Genomic DNA, 16,618 nt, shown 5'->3' on the forward strand with positions numbered 1-16,618 from the left:
TAGGTTTGTAAGTGAGGACACATCATTTGGTAGAGACGTTCCGCCGGAACGTCTCTACAACGGTTTTACTCAGGATGCCCACCCCCTTCAAGGTGAAATTACGGAGATGGAATCCTCAACCCAGATTCACACCCCGTAATTTCCACGAGGACTAATCAGAATCACTATGCAACAATTTATCAAAGTGGACAGTAATTCCCCTGTTTGACTCTGGGGTTCTCTCAGTCTTCTGATCCATTTTCAGGAGATGACACCGGAATTAATTGAGTTATAAATGAGGAGATTATTGCTGTCATGATTGTAGCCATATTTTTAAACACGTTAATACAGGTTAGGCATTTCAAGGAGAGCAACAGTGGTTAAAATTTTAGTGATTGAAGATGAGGAGTCTGTACGCGAGAATATCCTGGAACTGCTGGATGCAGAAGGGTTTGATGCGATTCTCGCTGAAAATGGACAGAAGGGTTTGCATCTGGCACAACACCATGATCCGGATTTGATTTTGTGCGATGTGCTGATGCCAGAAATGGATGGTTATGGGGTTCTTTCTGCCTTGCGTTCTCAAGGTAAGACGGCTACTATTCCATTCTTATTTCTCACCGCTAAAGCTGCAAAAACTGATATTAAGCAAGGGATGAATTTGGGGGCTAATGCCTATCTGACTAAGCCATTTACCTTGGCAGAATTGCTGGATGCGATCGCGACTCATGTTGGGGTGATCCATCGGTAGCGCTGATTTTGATCGTTCACTTCGGAAAGAGGGCGTGGTGCGTGAGGGGGTAAGGGCGGGTTTTGTTGTTCATGTATTGGTGACAAGTCGTTTTAATGGCTAAACCCGCCCTTACAATTTTGACTCAATCCGATGATTTGAAGGTGAAAATTAACCAGATAACGTTCATTCTAGGATTCGCCAATGTCAAACTTTTTATGTTTCATCCATTCATGACTTATGGCTATCTCATCCAAGCATCTATCAATTAACGCTCATGGATCGGGGACAATGGAGAATCATCTCTTAACCCTACAAGGGGCAATTATGCCGCAGATTGCCCAAGTAACGCAAGGACAATGTGTTCCTCAAGATGGGCTACAAACGACGGCGGATCAACTGCGTTACGGTCTACAAGTTGACTCCTGTCTGATGTTTATGGTATCAGATTTGGGACTAACTACGGCAACAGTTGAGGGGGAGGTAAGGGGGATAAACAGACAAGAACACCCCTATAACGTACTGCGAGGAAAGGGAACTGTAGATGACTCATCCTCTCGGCTAATTTGTGAGTTTTATGGCAAGTATTCCACTTGGCTAATTCAGGGAAAACCACTGATTTGTCCGATCGCGGATGAACAGCCCTCAGCGCCAATCCAAGAATGGCAGAGGGTTTCCGGTTTACCTCTGTTAATTCTACCCCTTTGTCATCGTCACTCCTATTTTGGGGCGATTAGCCTGCTGACGACGCAAGCGCAACGCCAATGGAGTCAGGCGGAAATTGATTGTGTCTATGCGATCGCGTCTCAATGGGCGATGGTATTTTATCACATTCAACGGGAACAAGACTACCACATTCAACAGCAAAACCATCAGCAGGTTATCGCCGCCTTAAATCAGGCAGAATCCCGAAACCATGCCCTTTTAGAACTTATTCCTGATGCCTTGTTTCGGATTAACAGTGCGGGAATTTATTTAGATTTCCATGGGGCAAAAACGGAAACGCTTCCTATTCCGGCTACTAATATTATCGGTAAACATTTACATCAAATACTGCCCACGCCAGTGGCAGGATTAATTTGGGATCATATTGAACAAGCGCTGGAAACGAAAACCATTCAACGGGTGGAATATCAACTCTGGGTAAACGGTAAAGCCCGCAATTTTGAAGCGCGAATTGTTGCCAGTGGGGTTGAAGAAGTTTCGGTAATTGTCCAAGATGTCACAGATCGGGTGCAAATGCGACTCAGTCTGGAACAAGTAAACGATGCTTTAGAAATGCGCGTGGAGGAACGCACGGCGGCGTTAAGGAAAGTGAATGATGTTCTTCAAGCCGAAATTATCGAAAGAAAACGGATAGAGGAACAACTTCGCACCAGTGAAGAACAGTTGCGTCAACTGACGGAAAATATTCGCGAAGTCTTCTTTTTAACCACCCCTGATTTTAGCCAAATGATCTATATTAGTCCTGTGTATCAGGAGGTATGGGGACGTTCGACTAAAAGTTTATATGAGCAACCTTCATCTTGGTTAGAATCCATTCATCCGGAGGATCGCGATCGCGTAATCCAAGCGTTACACAAACAGTCCCTAGGGGAAGCAAATTTCCAGGAAGAATATCGGATTGTTCGCCCCGATGGTTCAGTACGTTGGATGGGAGTACGGGCGTTTCCGGTGGTGAATGAGGCGGGAATTACTATCCGGATTGCGGGGATTGCGGAGGATATTACTGAACGCCAACGAGTGCAAGCAGAAATTCTCAATGCGTTGGCACAAGAAAAGGAACTGAGTGACTTAAAATCTCGCTTTATTACGGTAACGTCTCATGAGTTTCGCACGCCTCTCACCACGATTCACTCGTCAGCCGAGTTACTAGAACATTATCGGCATAAATGGTCAGATGAAAAACAACTGATGCACTTGCACCGAATTCAAACCTCGGTTAAGTATATGACAAAATTATTAAATGATGTATTAATTTTAGGCAAGGCAGATGCAGGTAAACTTAGCTTGACACCAGAACCAATTGACTTGGAAGTATTCTGTACCACCTTAAGCAAAGATCTACAACTGAATCAGCCTAAACCGTCGGTTATTAATATCAATTATGCGTGGGAACAGACTCTTGATCTCCAAGATATCTATCTAGATAAGCAATTACTTCAGCAAATTTTAGAGAATGTATTAAGCAATGCGATTAAGTATTCCTCCCCCGACCAAGCCATTGACATTAACCTCAATGGTAATCGGGAACAAATCACCCTAGAAATTCGCGATCGCGGCATTGGTATTCCCCCAGAAGATCAAGACCGATTGTTTGAAGCATTCCATCGAGGAACCAACGTTGGCACGATTCCGGGAACCGGATTAGGGCTTGCCATTGTTAAAAAATGTGTGGATATTCATCAGGGTGATATCTACATTAATAGTATTATCGGGGTTGGCACTACAGTAACCGTTACCTTACCCATTATAAAGTCATGAAAAAGATTCTAGTCATTGAAGATGAAGAACTCGTCCGGGAAAATATTTTAGAACTCTTGGACGCCGAAGGATTAACTGGAATTGGTGCAACCAATGGTTATAAGGGGATTGATTTAGCCAAAGTCGAGAAACCGGATTTAATTATTTGTGATGTGATGATGCCGGGATTGGACGGGTATAGTGTTTTAAAAACACTGCGTCAGGAGACAACATTTGCCACTACACCCTTTATTTTCTTAACCGCTAAAGCGGCTAAAGCCGACTTTCGGCAAGGGATGGAATTAGGGGCAGATGATTACCTGACTAAACCCTTTACCCGGGCAGAATTACTCGGCGCGATCGCGACTCGGTTTAAAAAGCAGCAGCAGTATCGTAGTGAACTTGAGCAAGCAAAGGATCAACTCGATTATTTGATGCATCATGACTCCTTAACCAATTTGCCTAATCAGTTATCCTTACGCGAGCAATTTAAACAGATAGAATTGACTCATAATCAGCCATTAATGACGATTATGTGTGTCGGTTTAGACCGATTTAATCAAATTAATGACGACTTAGGACATAGTGTAGGCGATCGCGTAGTACAAGCGGTAGCCCAGCGGTTAGTTAATGCTGTCACATCTGAGGATTATGTCGCACGATTAGGCAGCGGTAAATTTGCGATTATTCTGCCCACAACCCCCCATAAAAAAGATGCGGTTTTCGTTGCCCAAACTCTCTTAGATCAGTTCTCCCAAACCTTTGCCATTGATGACCAAGAAATTTTTGTCACCGCTAGTATTGGTATGGCACTCTATCCCCGTGATGGCAAGGATATTGAACAGTTACTGAATCAGGCAAATAAAGCCATGTTTCAGGCAAAGCAACAGGGAGGAAATTGCCATCAGTTTTACTCGATTGCCTTAAGTAAAGGAACCTCAGATCGGGTGGCGTTAAAAACAAGCTTACGCTATGCGTTAGAACGAGATGAACTTCAGGTTTACTATCAACCGCAACTTGATTTGGAAACAGGTAAAATTATCGGTGCAGAAGCCCTATTGCGCTGGGAACATCCCGAACGGGGATTAGTTTCTCCGGTTAAGTTTATTCCCCTAGCCGAAGAAACGGGATTAATCTTGCCAATTGGGGAATGGGTGTTAAAAAGCGCTTGCCAGCAAACTCGCCATTGGCAAAAAATGGGTTATCCTCATTTGAAAATCGCCGTCAATTTATCCGGGCGTCAATTTCAGCAATTAGACTTGCGTCATCGGTTAGTCAAGATTTTGACCGAAACCGGATTGCGACCGGAGTATTTAGAATTAGAATTAACGGAGAGTATGCTGGTGGAAAATACCGATGTAGCGATTCGCCGCTTACAGGCGTTAAAAGCGCTAGGTGTGGAGATTGCCATTGATGATTTTGGTACAGGGTATTCATCTTTAAGCTATTTACAGCAGTTTCCCTTTGATACCTTGAAAATTGACCGCTGTTTTATTCGCAATATTCAGGATAATCCGAGTCAGGCGGCAATTACCCAAGCGATTATTGAAATGGCAAATACGCTGAATTTAAAATTAGTGGCGGAAGGAGTGGAAACGGATGCGGAACTTTCCTTTGTGGTGCAGCATCACTGTCATCAAATGCAAGGGTATCTGTTTAGTAAACCTTTGCCAGCTAAGGAATTTGAATCCTTATTATTCAGCGAAAAAGCTTTAGTGGGGCAAGCCTTGGGTTAAAACCCAAGTTAAATGAGTTGTAAACCTAGGAGGTCTTTTCTTAGATTACTTAAAAACCCTGTATCTCTTTCCCCTATTGCCTATTGCCCATTGCCCATTGCCTTTTTACCAGGTTCCTGTGTTCACGACCCAAATAAAAACACTATATCTAGTCTGAGTCCATTTTAATGGACTTAAGCTATGAGCCAAGAACTTGAGTTCTTGGCAGATGTGGCGGCTTACCGACAAAGGTAAAAAATACCAGATTCTGTTTTAATTTATGCCAAAAATGTTGATAACCACCATGAAAAAAATTTTAATTATCGAAGACGAAGAAACCGTCCGGGAAAATCTCATGGAATTGCTGGAAGCCGAAGACTTTGAAGTCTGCGGCGCAGGCGATGGTTGTGCGGGATTGGATTTAGTACAGCAGTGTCAACCGGATTTAATTTTATGTGATGTGATGATGCCCAAATTAGATGGGTTTGGCGTCTTAAATACATTACGAAAAAATCCTGTAACCGCCACCATTCCATTTATGTTCCTCACCGCCCGCACCGATAAAACGGATTTGCGTCAAGGGATGGAACTAGGGGCAGATGACTATATCACCAAGCCCTTTAGTGTCGATGAATTACTGAATGCCATTGCCTCCCGGTTACAAAAACAAGCGATAATTGAGGAACAACAAACCCAAAAACTCGACCAATTACGCACCAGTATCAGCCTGTCTCTCCCCCACGAAATGCGATCGCCGCTAACGAATATTCTGGGATTTTCCCAGTTGTTAGTGGAAGAAGCGGATACCCTGGAACGTGAGGAAATCAAGGAAATGTCGGAAAGTATCCGTAAATCAGGCGAACGATTACATCGACTGATTCAAAACTTTTTACTCTACGCCGAACTGGAACTCACTGTAACGGATGCGAATCGAATTCAAGCCTTACGCAGTTCTCGAATCAGTTCCGCCGCCTCAGTGATTGAAGCCATAGTTTGGCAACAGGCGAAACGCAGGAATCGCGAGGCTGATGTGACTCTTGATGTACATGATTCCAGTCTACAAATTGCCAAAACTCGGATGGAGAAAATTGTCGAAGAATTAGTGGATAATGCGTTGAAATATTCGACGGCTGGCACTCCCGTTTCGGTAACGGGAAGGACGGTTCCCAATCAATCATTCTACGCCTTATCGGTTAGCGATCGCGGACGGGGGATGAGTCCAGAACAAATTACCAAGTTGGGGGCGTATCAGCAGTTTGAACGTAAACTGTATGCCCAACAAGGGACAGGATTGGGATTGAGTATCAGTAAGCGGTTAATCGAACTGTTGGGCGGAACCTTAACGATTGATAGCATACCCAATCAACACACCACCGTTCGCGTTCTTCTTCCTGTCTAATCTGGGAAGCAGGGGGAAGCAATGTAGAGACGTAGCATGCTACGTCTGGAAGCTGGGGGAGATGGGGAAGATGGGGAAGAGATATCCTAATCAACGAATGACAAATGACGAATGACAAATGACAAATAACAAATGACCAAGCTACCCTAGGGAAGCGGGATTTGACTGATTTTGGTTTCAGTTATGGCAGGACACAGTAAGTGGGCAAATATTAAGCGCCAGAAGGCGAGAGTGGATGCAGCGAAGGGAAAAACCTTTGCCAAACTCTCACGGGAGATCATTGTAGCTGCCCGTAGTGGCGTTCCTGACCCGAATGGGAATTTCCGGTTACGCACCGCGATTGAGAAGGCGAAGGCGGCGGGTATTCCCAATGATAATATTGACCGGGCGATCGCGAAAGGGTCAGGTCAGTTTGATAGTGGTAGCGACAACCTGGAAGAGATTCGCTATGAGGGCTATGGTCCTGGGGGTGTGGCGATTCTAATTGAAGCCCTTACCGATAATCGTAACCGCACGGCGGCAGATTTGCGATCGGCGTTTACCAAAAATGGCGGGAATCTGGGAGAAACGGGTTGCGTGAGTTGGATGTTTGAACAAAAAGGGGTGGTGACGGTAGCGGGTGAGGTGTCCGAGGATCGGCTATTGGAAGCATCACTGGCTGGGGGGGCGGAAACCTATGAGTGGATTGAAGACGACGAGGAACCGGGGGTGGAAGTTGTCACCGAAGTAACGAATCTAGAACACCTGAATCAAACCCTACAGGATCAAGGTTTCAGCGTGCGCGATGCTGAGTTACGTTGGATACCGGGGAATAGTATAGAAATTACTGATCCGGATGTAGCGCGATCGCTCCTAAAATTAATGGATGCCCTAGATGAGTTGGATGATGTGCAGAATGTCACCGCCAATTTTGAAATGGCAGATGATTTGGTGTCATTAACGATGGCGTGAGACGAGGGATCAACCATGACACAGGCACTCTTACACCCCAAAGCCCGTAGTTTGTAGTAAGGGCTTTAGCCCTATTTTGGCATGACTTTCAACCCCACCGACCAATAAAATCGTAGGGTGGGTTAGGCGGTATTTAATCCAGACAATAACGATTTCACTAGATATCCGCCGTAACCCACCACTCACTTAACCCCGTACCATGATCAATAAACCCATAATTAAACCCTATTTTCATAGTGAAATTCTCGATTCCACCGTATTTTTAATCTCAGAACACGAATCCTTTGCCCTCAGCGGACAGCTTTACACCCAATTAGTCCCCTTACTCACCGGACAACCCGTTGACGATATTATTGAACAACTCCAAAACACCGCATCAGCAGCGGACATTTACTATGCCCTCATGTTAATGGAACAAAAAGGGTATATTGTCGAAGCCCAGGATCACATCTCATCCGAAATCGCCGCTTTTCTGGCAACCTTACCCGTTAATCCAATCTCAGCATGGCATCGCTTACAAACCACAACCGTATCGGTGCAATCCTTGGCAATCTATTCCCTTCCAGACATCAAAACTCACCTGGAATCCCTTTCCCTAAACCTGGGCAAAGACGGTGATTTAACCCTGGTTGTCACCGATGACTATTTACGCCCAGAACTCGCCGACATTAACCGCCACGCTTGGCAAAACCAACAGCCTTGGCTATTAATCAAACCCATCGGGACAACGATTTGGTTAGGACCCCTATTTCTACCTGGAAAAACTGGATGTTGGCACTGTTTAGCGCAACGGTTACGCACCAATCGCCCAGTGGAAACTTATATCCAAAACCAAAACCCCAAGGCATCAATTTTTCCCATCGCCAAAGCCGCCCTCCCCTCCACCTGGCAAACTGGATTAAATCTGGCGGCGACGGAACTAATTAAATGGATTGTCCAAGGCGAAAATCCCCAAGTTACTGGACAGATTATTACCGTCGATACCCTATCCCTAAACACCGAAACCCATACGTTAGTTCAACGTCCTCAATGTCCCGGCTGTGGCAATCCGCAACAGTTTAACCAAACTCCATCTCCTATCTATCTCAACAGTCAAAGGAAAACATTTACCCATGATGGCGGACACCGTTCTGTCTCACCGGAAGCCACGCTGAAAAAATACCAGCATCATGTGAGTCCGATTACGGGGGTGGTGCATACATTACACCCGAAAAAACTGACAGACAATGGGGTGATTCACAGCTATTATGCGGGACACAACTTTGCCATGATGTTCGATCCCCTCTACTTTTTGCGGCAAACCGTGCGCGGGAAAAGTGGCGGGAAAGGGAAAACTGATAGTCAGGCAAAAGCGAGTGCCTTGTGTGAAGCGATTGAACGCTATTGTGGCATATTTCAAGGGGATGAGATTCGCCAAAGGGGATGTTATCAGGAGTTAGGCGATCGGGCGATTCATCCGAATGACTGTATGCTTTATAGTGAAGCGCAGTATGAGAATCGTCAGCAGATAAATGAGCAATCGACGCCAAGTCAACAGGTTCCTGAACCCTTTGATCCGCAACAGGAATTAGACTGGACGCCTGTTTGGTCATTAACCCATCAACGGTTTAAATATATTCCCACGGCTTATTGTTATTACGGTTATCCTAGAGCAAAAAATCCCTATTGTTGGGCAAATTCTAATGGCGCGGCGGCGGGAAATACGGTAGAAGAGGCAATTTTGCAAGGGTTTATGGAGTTAGTTGAACGGGATGGGGTGGCGTTGTGGTGGTATAATCGGGTGCAGCGTCCAGGGGTCGATTTAGCCAGTTTTGATGACCCGTATTTAGCGGAGGTGGTTGAGTATTATCGCTCAATTCATCGGCAGATGTGGGTGATTGATATGACCACGGATTTGAATGTGCCGACGTTTACGGCGATTTCTCGACGAGTTGATCGGGAGATTGAAGATATTGTCTTTGGTTTCGGCGCTCATTTTGACCCGAAAATTGCGCTATTACGGGCGATAACGGAGATGAATCAAGTGCTTCCGGCTGTGTTATCGATGGCGGATGATGGGACAACGGAGTATCGTTTTAATGATCCGGTGGCGTTAGATTGGTGGCAAAGGGCGACGATTGCCAATCAGCCCTATCTGGTGCCTGATTCTAAGGTGAAGATGAAGGGTTATAGTGATTATTCCCGGATGGGAAGGGATGATTTGGCGGACGATGTCAGGAGTTGTGTTAATATTGCTGGAAAACAGGGCTTGGAGGTGTTAGTTTTAGATCAGACTCGTCCGGATATTGGTTTGCCTGTGGTTAAGGTGATTGTGCCGGGATTGCGTCATTTTTGGCGGCGATTGGCGTTTGGACGGTTGTATGATGTTCCGGTAAAATTGGGCTGGTTGTCTCAACCGTTGCTGGAGTCTCAGCTTAATCCGATTCCTATGTTTTTGTGATTTGCTGTGATTCTTGTGGGGGCGTATAGACTTCATTGGTGTCAACTTAAGGTAAAAAACATTGCTGACAAGCTTTTCACCTAATCCCTTCTCTATCCCCCCTACCCCCCACCTATCTGGAACACCGCTTTCTTCTTGCTCCCCTCTCCCCTGGTGGGAGAGGGGCTGGGGGTGAGGGGGTTTCAGCCCAAGTTGACACCAATGATAGAGGTGCGCCTAACTGAATTGATTAAGCGTTTGTGGTGGGGGTAGGAACGTTGAACCGGCGCTAAAGCGCAACTACAAGCGCAATTACGAACCCGATTAATGCTTTATGTCACTTCCTTTTATTCTGTCTTTTCGTAAGGATATTACTGTAACTGAAGAGTCGCGCGATCGCATGGTGATTCAGTCAACCCGTGTTAAGGGTAATTTGCCTCAGTATACGCTGAATCTGGATCAGGTATCGCCGGGATTATTCAGTGCGATAAATAGTTTATCGACAGCCGGGGGGACAGAGGAGAATCTCAGTGATAGTGTTCTCCAATGTGATGGGTTTGAGAGATTGGCAACGTTTTATTATTATCTGAATCAGTTTATTCAGTTAGGGTGGATTTGTCATACGGTGGTTGGGGATGGGTTTCCTATCGCTACGCGAGTTCCGATTTATCCATTGAAACGGTTTCAGGTTCAATCGGCGACAGTTGAACAACGCTATAGTCTCTCGCGTTTTGCTTATTGCCATAAACAGGACAATCAGTTAATCATAGAATCTCCTTTATCCCACACCAAAGTTATTTTAGCCGATTGGCGCGGCGCGGCACTGGTTTCTGAATTGGCGCAACCGAGAACGGCGGAGGAATTGTGTCAAACGATACCTGGATTGACGCCAGAAACGGTACAATTATTCTTCAGTTTGCTATTGAGTAGCCAAATGCTAGGTGCTGTGCAGGATAATGGCACGATTGAGGAGGATGAGAGTCATTCGCTACTATCCTGGGAGTTTCACGATTTGCTGTTTCACGCCAGAAGCCGTAAGGGGAGACATAGTAATGATTCTGGGAAAACGTTCCGCTTCTTGGATAAGATTCCCCAGCCTCCGATGGTTCAACCTAGGATGTCCGATGAGATTATTGAACTGTATCAGCCGGATATCGAGAAACTTAAAGCGGAGGATTATTCCTTCACTTGGGTACTGGAGGAGAGGAAATCGATTCGGAGTTATAGCGATAAGCCGATAACCGTGAAGCAACTGGGGGAATTTCTGTACCGATGCACTCGGAATAAGCGAATTACGGCGAAGGATTATGGGGAATGCACCCACAGACCTTATGCCAATAGTGGTGGTCGATATGAGTTAGAATTGTATGCGATCGCGAATACCTGTGATAATCTAGACTCTGGAGTTTATCATTATCGTCCCGAATCTCATCAGCTTTGTCGATTGACGGGCAGGAATGAGAATGCGGAGGCGCTGTTAGAAGAGGCATATTTTGCAACTGGCAAAGCTTGTACAGCCCAGATTTTGTTAGTATTTGCAGCCCGGTTCCAACGAATGGCTTGGGTTTACGAATCTGCTGCTTACTCTCTCATCCTCAAAGATGTCGGTTCCTTAATGCAAACGATGTATCTGGTAGCAACAGCGATGAATCTGGCACCTTGCGCGATCGGCTGTGGCAATTCTGATTTATTTGCGGCGACGGTGGGAACGGATTATTATCGGGAAACTTCAGTCGGAGAGTTTATTCTGGGTAACCCATCTGTCGATTAGCCGAATGATGCAATATAGACTGATTTAATTTCTCAGACCCTCTTGCATCGATCAAATAAGCATTGTATATTAATATAACTATAACTTGGCGTAGCAGATATCAGTGAAGTCCCTAGTTAGATAGAAAGTTAGACTAACCAGACTTTATCCAGATTGCCTGCCATTTGCGCTGAGTTGACTATCATTAAATCCCTTAACTAGATTCTTGGAAGAATAGGAGAAAAACAATGTCAGTTTTGGTAAAGAATAATCCAGACACTCAAAAGATTTTGTCCAAAATCGTTGCTCAGACATGGGTAGACGAAGAGTTTAAATCGCAATTTCTCTCGAATACAAATCCTGTTTTAGAAGAGAACGGGTTAACGATTCCCAGTGGTGTAGAGTTCCAAGTGATTAACAACACCTTAGTGGGAACAATGACTACTAAAGTTCCTGGTCAGGACGGTAATGTAGTTTGTGAAATTCCTCTCCCCTCCAAGCCGATGGGACTTACAGACCAACCGATACAATCTTGGAGTAACGGAAATAATTTTGACTCTCCTGTCTCTGACTGTGAGGAAGGAGACTGTAAAATTACCTACTGAGCCTTTTTATGCACACAATGAAAGTACTATTTGCTTGAACAAAGTTTAATGATTTTCATTCTGCTAAAGTAGTATAAAAACCCCTTATACTGCTAAAAATAATATTGTTTACTTAAACTTATTAAGTATATGGGCTTAATTATACTTTTTTATTTGCCCAATCTGTGCTTAGAAATAATCCGTACATCCCTAATATTTTTTAAGACTGTATTGCTGATAATAATACTGGCAATCTTAATAATTTTGAGTCTCCCAGCCAATGCGTATGCTGTAGAATCTAAATTAAAGTTTGAACACATAACAGTTAAAGATGGATTGTCTCAAAGTGGCGTTGCAACTATTATCCAAGACAATCAAGGAATGATGTGGTTTGGTACACAAGATGGGCTAAATAAATATGACGGATATAACTTTACAGTATATAAACGCAAGGAAGATAGCTCCATATCGTTGTCTGATAACTTTATATTATCACTTTATGAAGATCACTTAGGAACAATCTGGATTGGCACTGAGAACGGAGGACTAAACGAATTTGATCGTACAACAGAGAAGTTTACTCACTACATTCATGACTCTCATAATCTAAAAAGCATAAGCAGTAACTATGTCTCGTCAATCTATGAAGATAGTTGGGGTAAACTCTGGGTTGGTACAGGTGGTGGGGGACTCAATCAGTTTAATCGGGAAACTCACCAATTTACTCATTACACACACAACCCTGATGACTCCAATAGTTTAAGTAATAATACTGTCTTATCAATTTATGAAGATAGTTGGGGTAAACTCTGGGTTGGCACAGATGGTGGGGGACTTAATCAGTTTAATCGGGAAACAGGGCAATTTATTCATTACACTCATAACCCTAATGACTCCAATAGTTTAAGTAATAATACTGTAAGTTCGATCATTGAAGACCGCTTCGGTAATCTGTGGCTGGCAACCAGTAGCTGGCAGGTGAATTCCTACGGTACAGCACTTGATAAATTTGAGCCTAAAATAGAAAAATTCACCCATTACACGCATGATCCAGCTAATCCAAATAGCTTGAGTGACAATATAGTCGGTTATATCTTTAGGGGCAATTCAGAAATACTTTGGTTTGGCACTGGTTTCAGTGGCATTGATAAGTTAGACACAAAAGAGCGAAAATTTGTTGATTACAAACATGATCCTGCTATCCAACAAAGCTTAATTGACAATCATATCTCGTCAATCTATGACAGCGGCTCAGGCTTGGTATGGATTGGTACTTACAATAAAGGATTAGATAAGTTTGATCGTGAAACTGAACAATTTACTTCCTATACTCATAACTCAGATAAACAAAATAGTTTGAGTAGTGACAACATTTGGTCAATTTATGAAGATCATTCAAGCATAGTCTGGATTGGGACAGGGGGTGGAGGATTAAACAAGTTTGATCAAAAAACTGGACAATTTACTTATTACACTAACGATAAGGATAATCCCCATAGCTTAAACGATGACTATATTTGGTCAATTTATGAAGACCATTTTGGTGTGTTATGGATTGGTACATTTCATGGTGGACTGAATAAATTCGATCGTGAAACAGAACGGTTTACCCATTACAAGTACGATCCGAATGATCCATACAGTTTAAGTGATAACAATATATTTTTTATCTATGAAGATTATGAAAATATACTGTGGATTGGTACCGTAAATGGTGGACTCAACAAATTTGACCGCGAAACTGAAAAATTTACCCGCTACACCCATAATCCCAATAATCCCAATAGCCTAAGCTATGACCGAGTATTGTCAATCAATGAATACCCAGCCGGGACACTCTGGATTGGCACCTACGGCGGCGGATTGAATAAATTTGATATCGCCACCGAAACCTTTACCCATTACACCGAAAATGACGGTTTACCCAGCAATTCCGTTGTCGGTATCCTCGCAGATGATAATGGAAATCTCTGGCTAAGTACAGGTAATGGCTTATCCAAATTTAACCCCGAAGCGGAAACCTTTAGAAACTACGATGTCGGTGATGGACTTCAGGGAAACGAGTTCGATGGCGTGAAAGCCTACGCCAAAACCAAAGATGGCGCGATGTTATTTGGCGGACTCAATGGCTTCAACTTATTTTATCCCGACCAAGTTAAAGACAATCCTCATATTCCCCCCATTGTCATCACCGATTTTAGAATCTTTGATAAAAGCGTCCAACTCAACCCCGCCATCTCCGTTGCCAAGGAGATTAAATTATCCTACAAAGACGACTTCTTTAGCTTTAAATTTGCCGCCCTTGACTATACCAATCCGGAAAAAAACCAATACGCCTACAAACTCGAAGGATTTGATCACGATTGGATTTACTCCGGAACTCGACGCTACGCCAGTTATACAAACCTCGACCCCGGAACGTACACGTTTCGAGTTAAAGGGTCTAATAATGACGGAGTTTGGAATGAAGAAGGCACATCTCTGACGATTACGATTATCCCGCCCCCCTGGAAAACAGGCTGGGCTTATACCCTTTATGGGATTGCCATATTCGGCGCTATTTATGGCTATGTCCAATGGAAAACGTTCGCCCAAGTCAGAGAAAATAGTTTACTACGTGCTAGTGAGAGAAAGCTGAATCAAATCTTAGACGCCATTCCCGTCGGCATTACAGTATTTGATAAATTGATCCAACCCGTATTTTTTAACACAGCAGCCTTTAAACTATTGGGCGTAGAACGGCTCACTGATGCTCCCATTACGGACTATTCTGATCTTTATCAATTCTATATTGCGGGAACGGATCAGTTATATCCCCCAGAAAACTATCCAGTTTGTCGGGCGTTACGGGGAGAAAAAGTTAAAGTTGATGATTTGGAAATCCGCAACAATGGCAAGAAAGGCTTATGGGAGATTTTAGCGACTCCTATTTATGATGAACAAGGCGATATTATCTATAGCGTCGCTGCTTTTCAAGATATTATCCATCGCAAACAGCTAGAAGCCGAACGCCAGCAGTTTACTGAAGCCCTACAACAAACGAATGAACAACTGCAAGCTATTTTAAATACGGTACCCGGTTGTGTGGCTTGGATTAATGCAGACGGACGATATCTCAGCGTTAATCAACATACAGCGAATATGTGGGGCTTGTCTGCCAGCGATTTTCTTGGTCAAAAAATTGGCTTTCGCAACAATAGCTCGGAGTATATTCATTTTATACACCAGTTCTTGGCAAACTCAGAACTTACCGCCTCTCAGGTGGTTGATTTCAAAATAAAGGATTCGATTCGCAATTATTTGATTATCGCGCAAAAGTATAAACAAGGTCAGGCAGCGGTTTTAGTCGGAATTGACATTACTGAGCAAAAGCAAGCTGAAGCGGAACTGCAAACCTCTTTGCGGGAAAAAATCGTCCTGCTGAAAGAAGTTCACCATCGGGTCAAAAATAACTTACAAATTATTTCTAGTCTCCTGGATCTTCAGTCCCAGACATTAACCGATCCCCAAGTTTTGGATATTTTCCAACAAAGTGCGAATCGGGTTAAGTCTATGGCGTTGATTCACAACCAACTGTATCAATCTACCTGTCTAGAAAAGATTGACTTTGCCGATTATCTCGAAGCCTTAGCCTCCTATCTATTCCAGTCTTATGGCGTGAATCGAAATTTGATTGACTTGAAAATTGACGTTGAACCGATTTCTCTCAACCTAGACACGGCGATTCCCTGTGGCTTATTGCTAAATGAGTTACTGTCCAATGCCTTAAAATATGCCTTTCCGGAATCCCGTCCAGGTGTGATTACCATCAAACTGACATCCGAGTGCGATCGCAGACTGACGCTCACGGTTCAAGATAACGGAATTGGCTTACCTAAAGGGTTTGAGCCGGAGAATCCCAAGACATTGGGATTTCAGTTAATCCAGGCTTTAACTGAACAGTTGGAGGGAGAATTGGACATCAAGCCAGATCAAGGAACCCAATTCACAATTCGGTTTTTTGAGGTCATGAATCATTCCTAGTGGCGGTTCCCTCCCCTTGTCAAGGGGAGGGTTAGAGAGGGGTCAGATAAGGTATTGGAGATGTAGCTTGGAAGGTGATCCCCTTTGCACACGGCGATTGAAATCGCTGCGACCTCAGGGGGTGACAAACTAGCTGAAGTGTTGAGCCATCCTGCTTTTAGCCCATTTCTTCTTGTTACAGATAGGGTCAAATATAGCAGTTGTATCTGGGGGACTAGCCCCCCAGACCCCCCAATGGGGGACGAGCGCCTCCCCCATACCCCCCGCGCAACGCTTCGCTAATCCCATACCTCATCCGGTGGTCTTCATCTGTCAATAAGAATGTCAATAAGACTTCATCTTTGGAGATATTAATGTCGCTCAAAACCTGATTTTAAAAGGTTTTGGACGGCTTGTCACCCCTTCAGGGCAATAGGCAATAGGCAATAGGCAATGGGCAATGGGCAATAGGCAATGGGCAATAATGGGCAATAGGTAATAGGCAATGGGCAATGGGCAATGGGCAATAGGCAATGGGCAATGGGCAATAGGCAATAGGCAATGGGCAATAGGCAATAGGCAATGGGCTTCCCCATCTTCCCAGACGCGCCATGGCGCGTCTCTAC

Annotated in this window: 9 protein-coding genes and 1 pseudogene; 9 read left to right on the forward strand and 1 reads right to left on the reverse strand. The window is 44.1% G+C overall.

The genetic code is table 11. From position 1 onward, the window contains the following. Positions 1–355: 355 nt before the first annotated feature. The 9 genes from RID53_RS05125 (at position 356) to RID53_RS05165 (ending at position 16,013) form a co-directional block, all read left to right on the forward strand. Positions 356–730 carry a response regulator transcription factor gene (locus RID53_RS05125; RefSeq protein ID WP_446387097.1) on the forward strand — a complete coding sequence of 125 codons (375 nt, stop codon included), beginning with the start codon at positions 356–358 and terminating at the stop codon, positions 728–730. 219 nt (positions 731–949) lie between these two features. Beyond that, positions 950–3,193 carry an ATP-binding protein gene (locus RID53_RS05130; RefSeq protein ID WP_446387098.1) on the forward strand — a complete coding sequence of 748 codons (2,244 nt, stop codon included), beginning with the start codon at positions 950–952 and terminating at the stop codon, positions 3,191–3,193. After that, on the forward strand, positions 3,190–4,908 hold the full coding sequence (locus RID53_RS05135; protein ID WP_446387099.1) for an EAL domain-containing response regulator: 1,719 nt from the start codon (positions 3,190–3,192) through the stop codon (positions 4,906–4,908). Before RID53_RS05130 ends, RID53_RS05135 begins: the two co-directional genes overlap by 4 nt. Positions 4,909–5,191: 283 nt before the next feature. Continuing rightward, the gene (locus tag RID53_RS05140; RefSeq protein WP_446387100.1) at positions 5,192–6,286 is read left to right on the forward strand and encodes a hybrid sensor histidine kinase/response regulator; all 1,095 of its coding nucleotides are present in this window, start codon (positions 5,192–5,194) and stop codon (positions 6,284–6,286) included. A 183-nt stretch (positions 6,287–6,469) separates the two neighbouring features. Continuing rightward, the gene (locus RID53_RS05145) at positions 6,470–7,237 is read left to right on the forward strand and encodes a YebC/PmpR family DNA-binding transcriptional regulator (protein WP_446387101.1); all 768 of its coding nucleotides are present in this window, start codon (positions 6,470–6,472) and stop codon (positions 7,235–7,237) included. A 199-nt stretch (positions 7,238–7,436) separates the two neighbouring features. Beyond that, entirely contained in the window at positions 7,437–9,677 is a 2,241-nt protein-coding gene (locus tag RID53_RS05150) for a TOMM precursor leader peptide-binding protein (protein ID WP_446387102.1), read from the forward strand. Between the two features lie 313 nt (positions 9,678–9,990). Beyond that, positions 9,991–11,427, forward strand: a complete 1,437-nt coding sequence (locus tag RID53_RS05155) for a SagB family peptide dehydrogenase (RefSeq protein ID WP_446387103.1) — start codon at positions 9,991–9,993, stop codon at positions 11,425–11,427. Positions 11,428–11,654: 227 nt separating this feature from the next. After that, a complete protein-coding gene (locus tag RID53_RS05160) occupies positions 11,655–12,011 on the forward strand; it encodes a hypothetical protein (RefSeq protein WP_446387104.1) in 357 nt (118 codons plus the stop codon). A 243-nt stretch (positions 12,012–12,254) separates the two neighbouring features. Continuing rightward, the gene (locus RID53_RS05165) at positions 12,255–16,013 is read left to right on the forward strand and encodes a two-component regulator propeller domain-containing protein (RefSeq protein WP_446387105.1); all 3,759 of its coding nucleotides are present in this window, start codon (positions 12,255–12,257) and stop codon (positions 16,011–16,013) included. A 395-nt stretch (positions 16,014–16,408) separates the two neighbouring features. Here the strand turns inward: RID53_RS05165 and RID53_RS05170 are convergent. Further along, a pseudogene (locus RID53_RS05170) lies at positions 16,409–16,618 on the reverse strand (hypothetical protein); the annotation flags it as partial.

The organism is Coleofasciculus sp. B1-GNL1-01 (assembly GCF_040220235.1).
In the GTDB taxonomy this organism is placed as follows: Bacteria; Cyanobacteriota; Cyanobacteriia; order Cyanobacteriales; family Coleofasciculaceae; genus Coleofasciculus.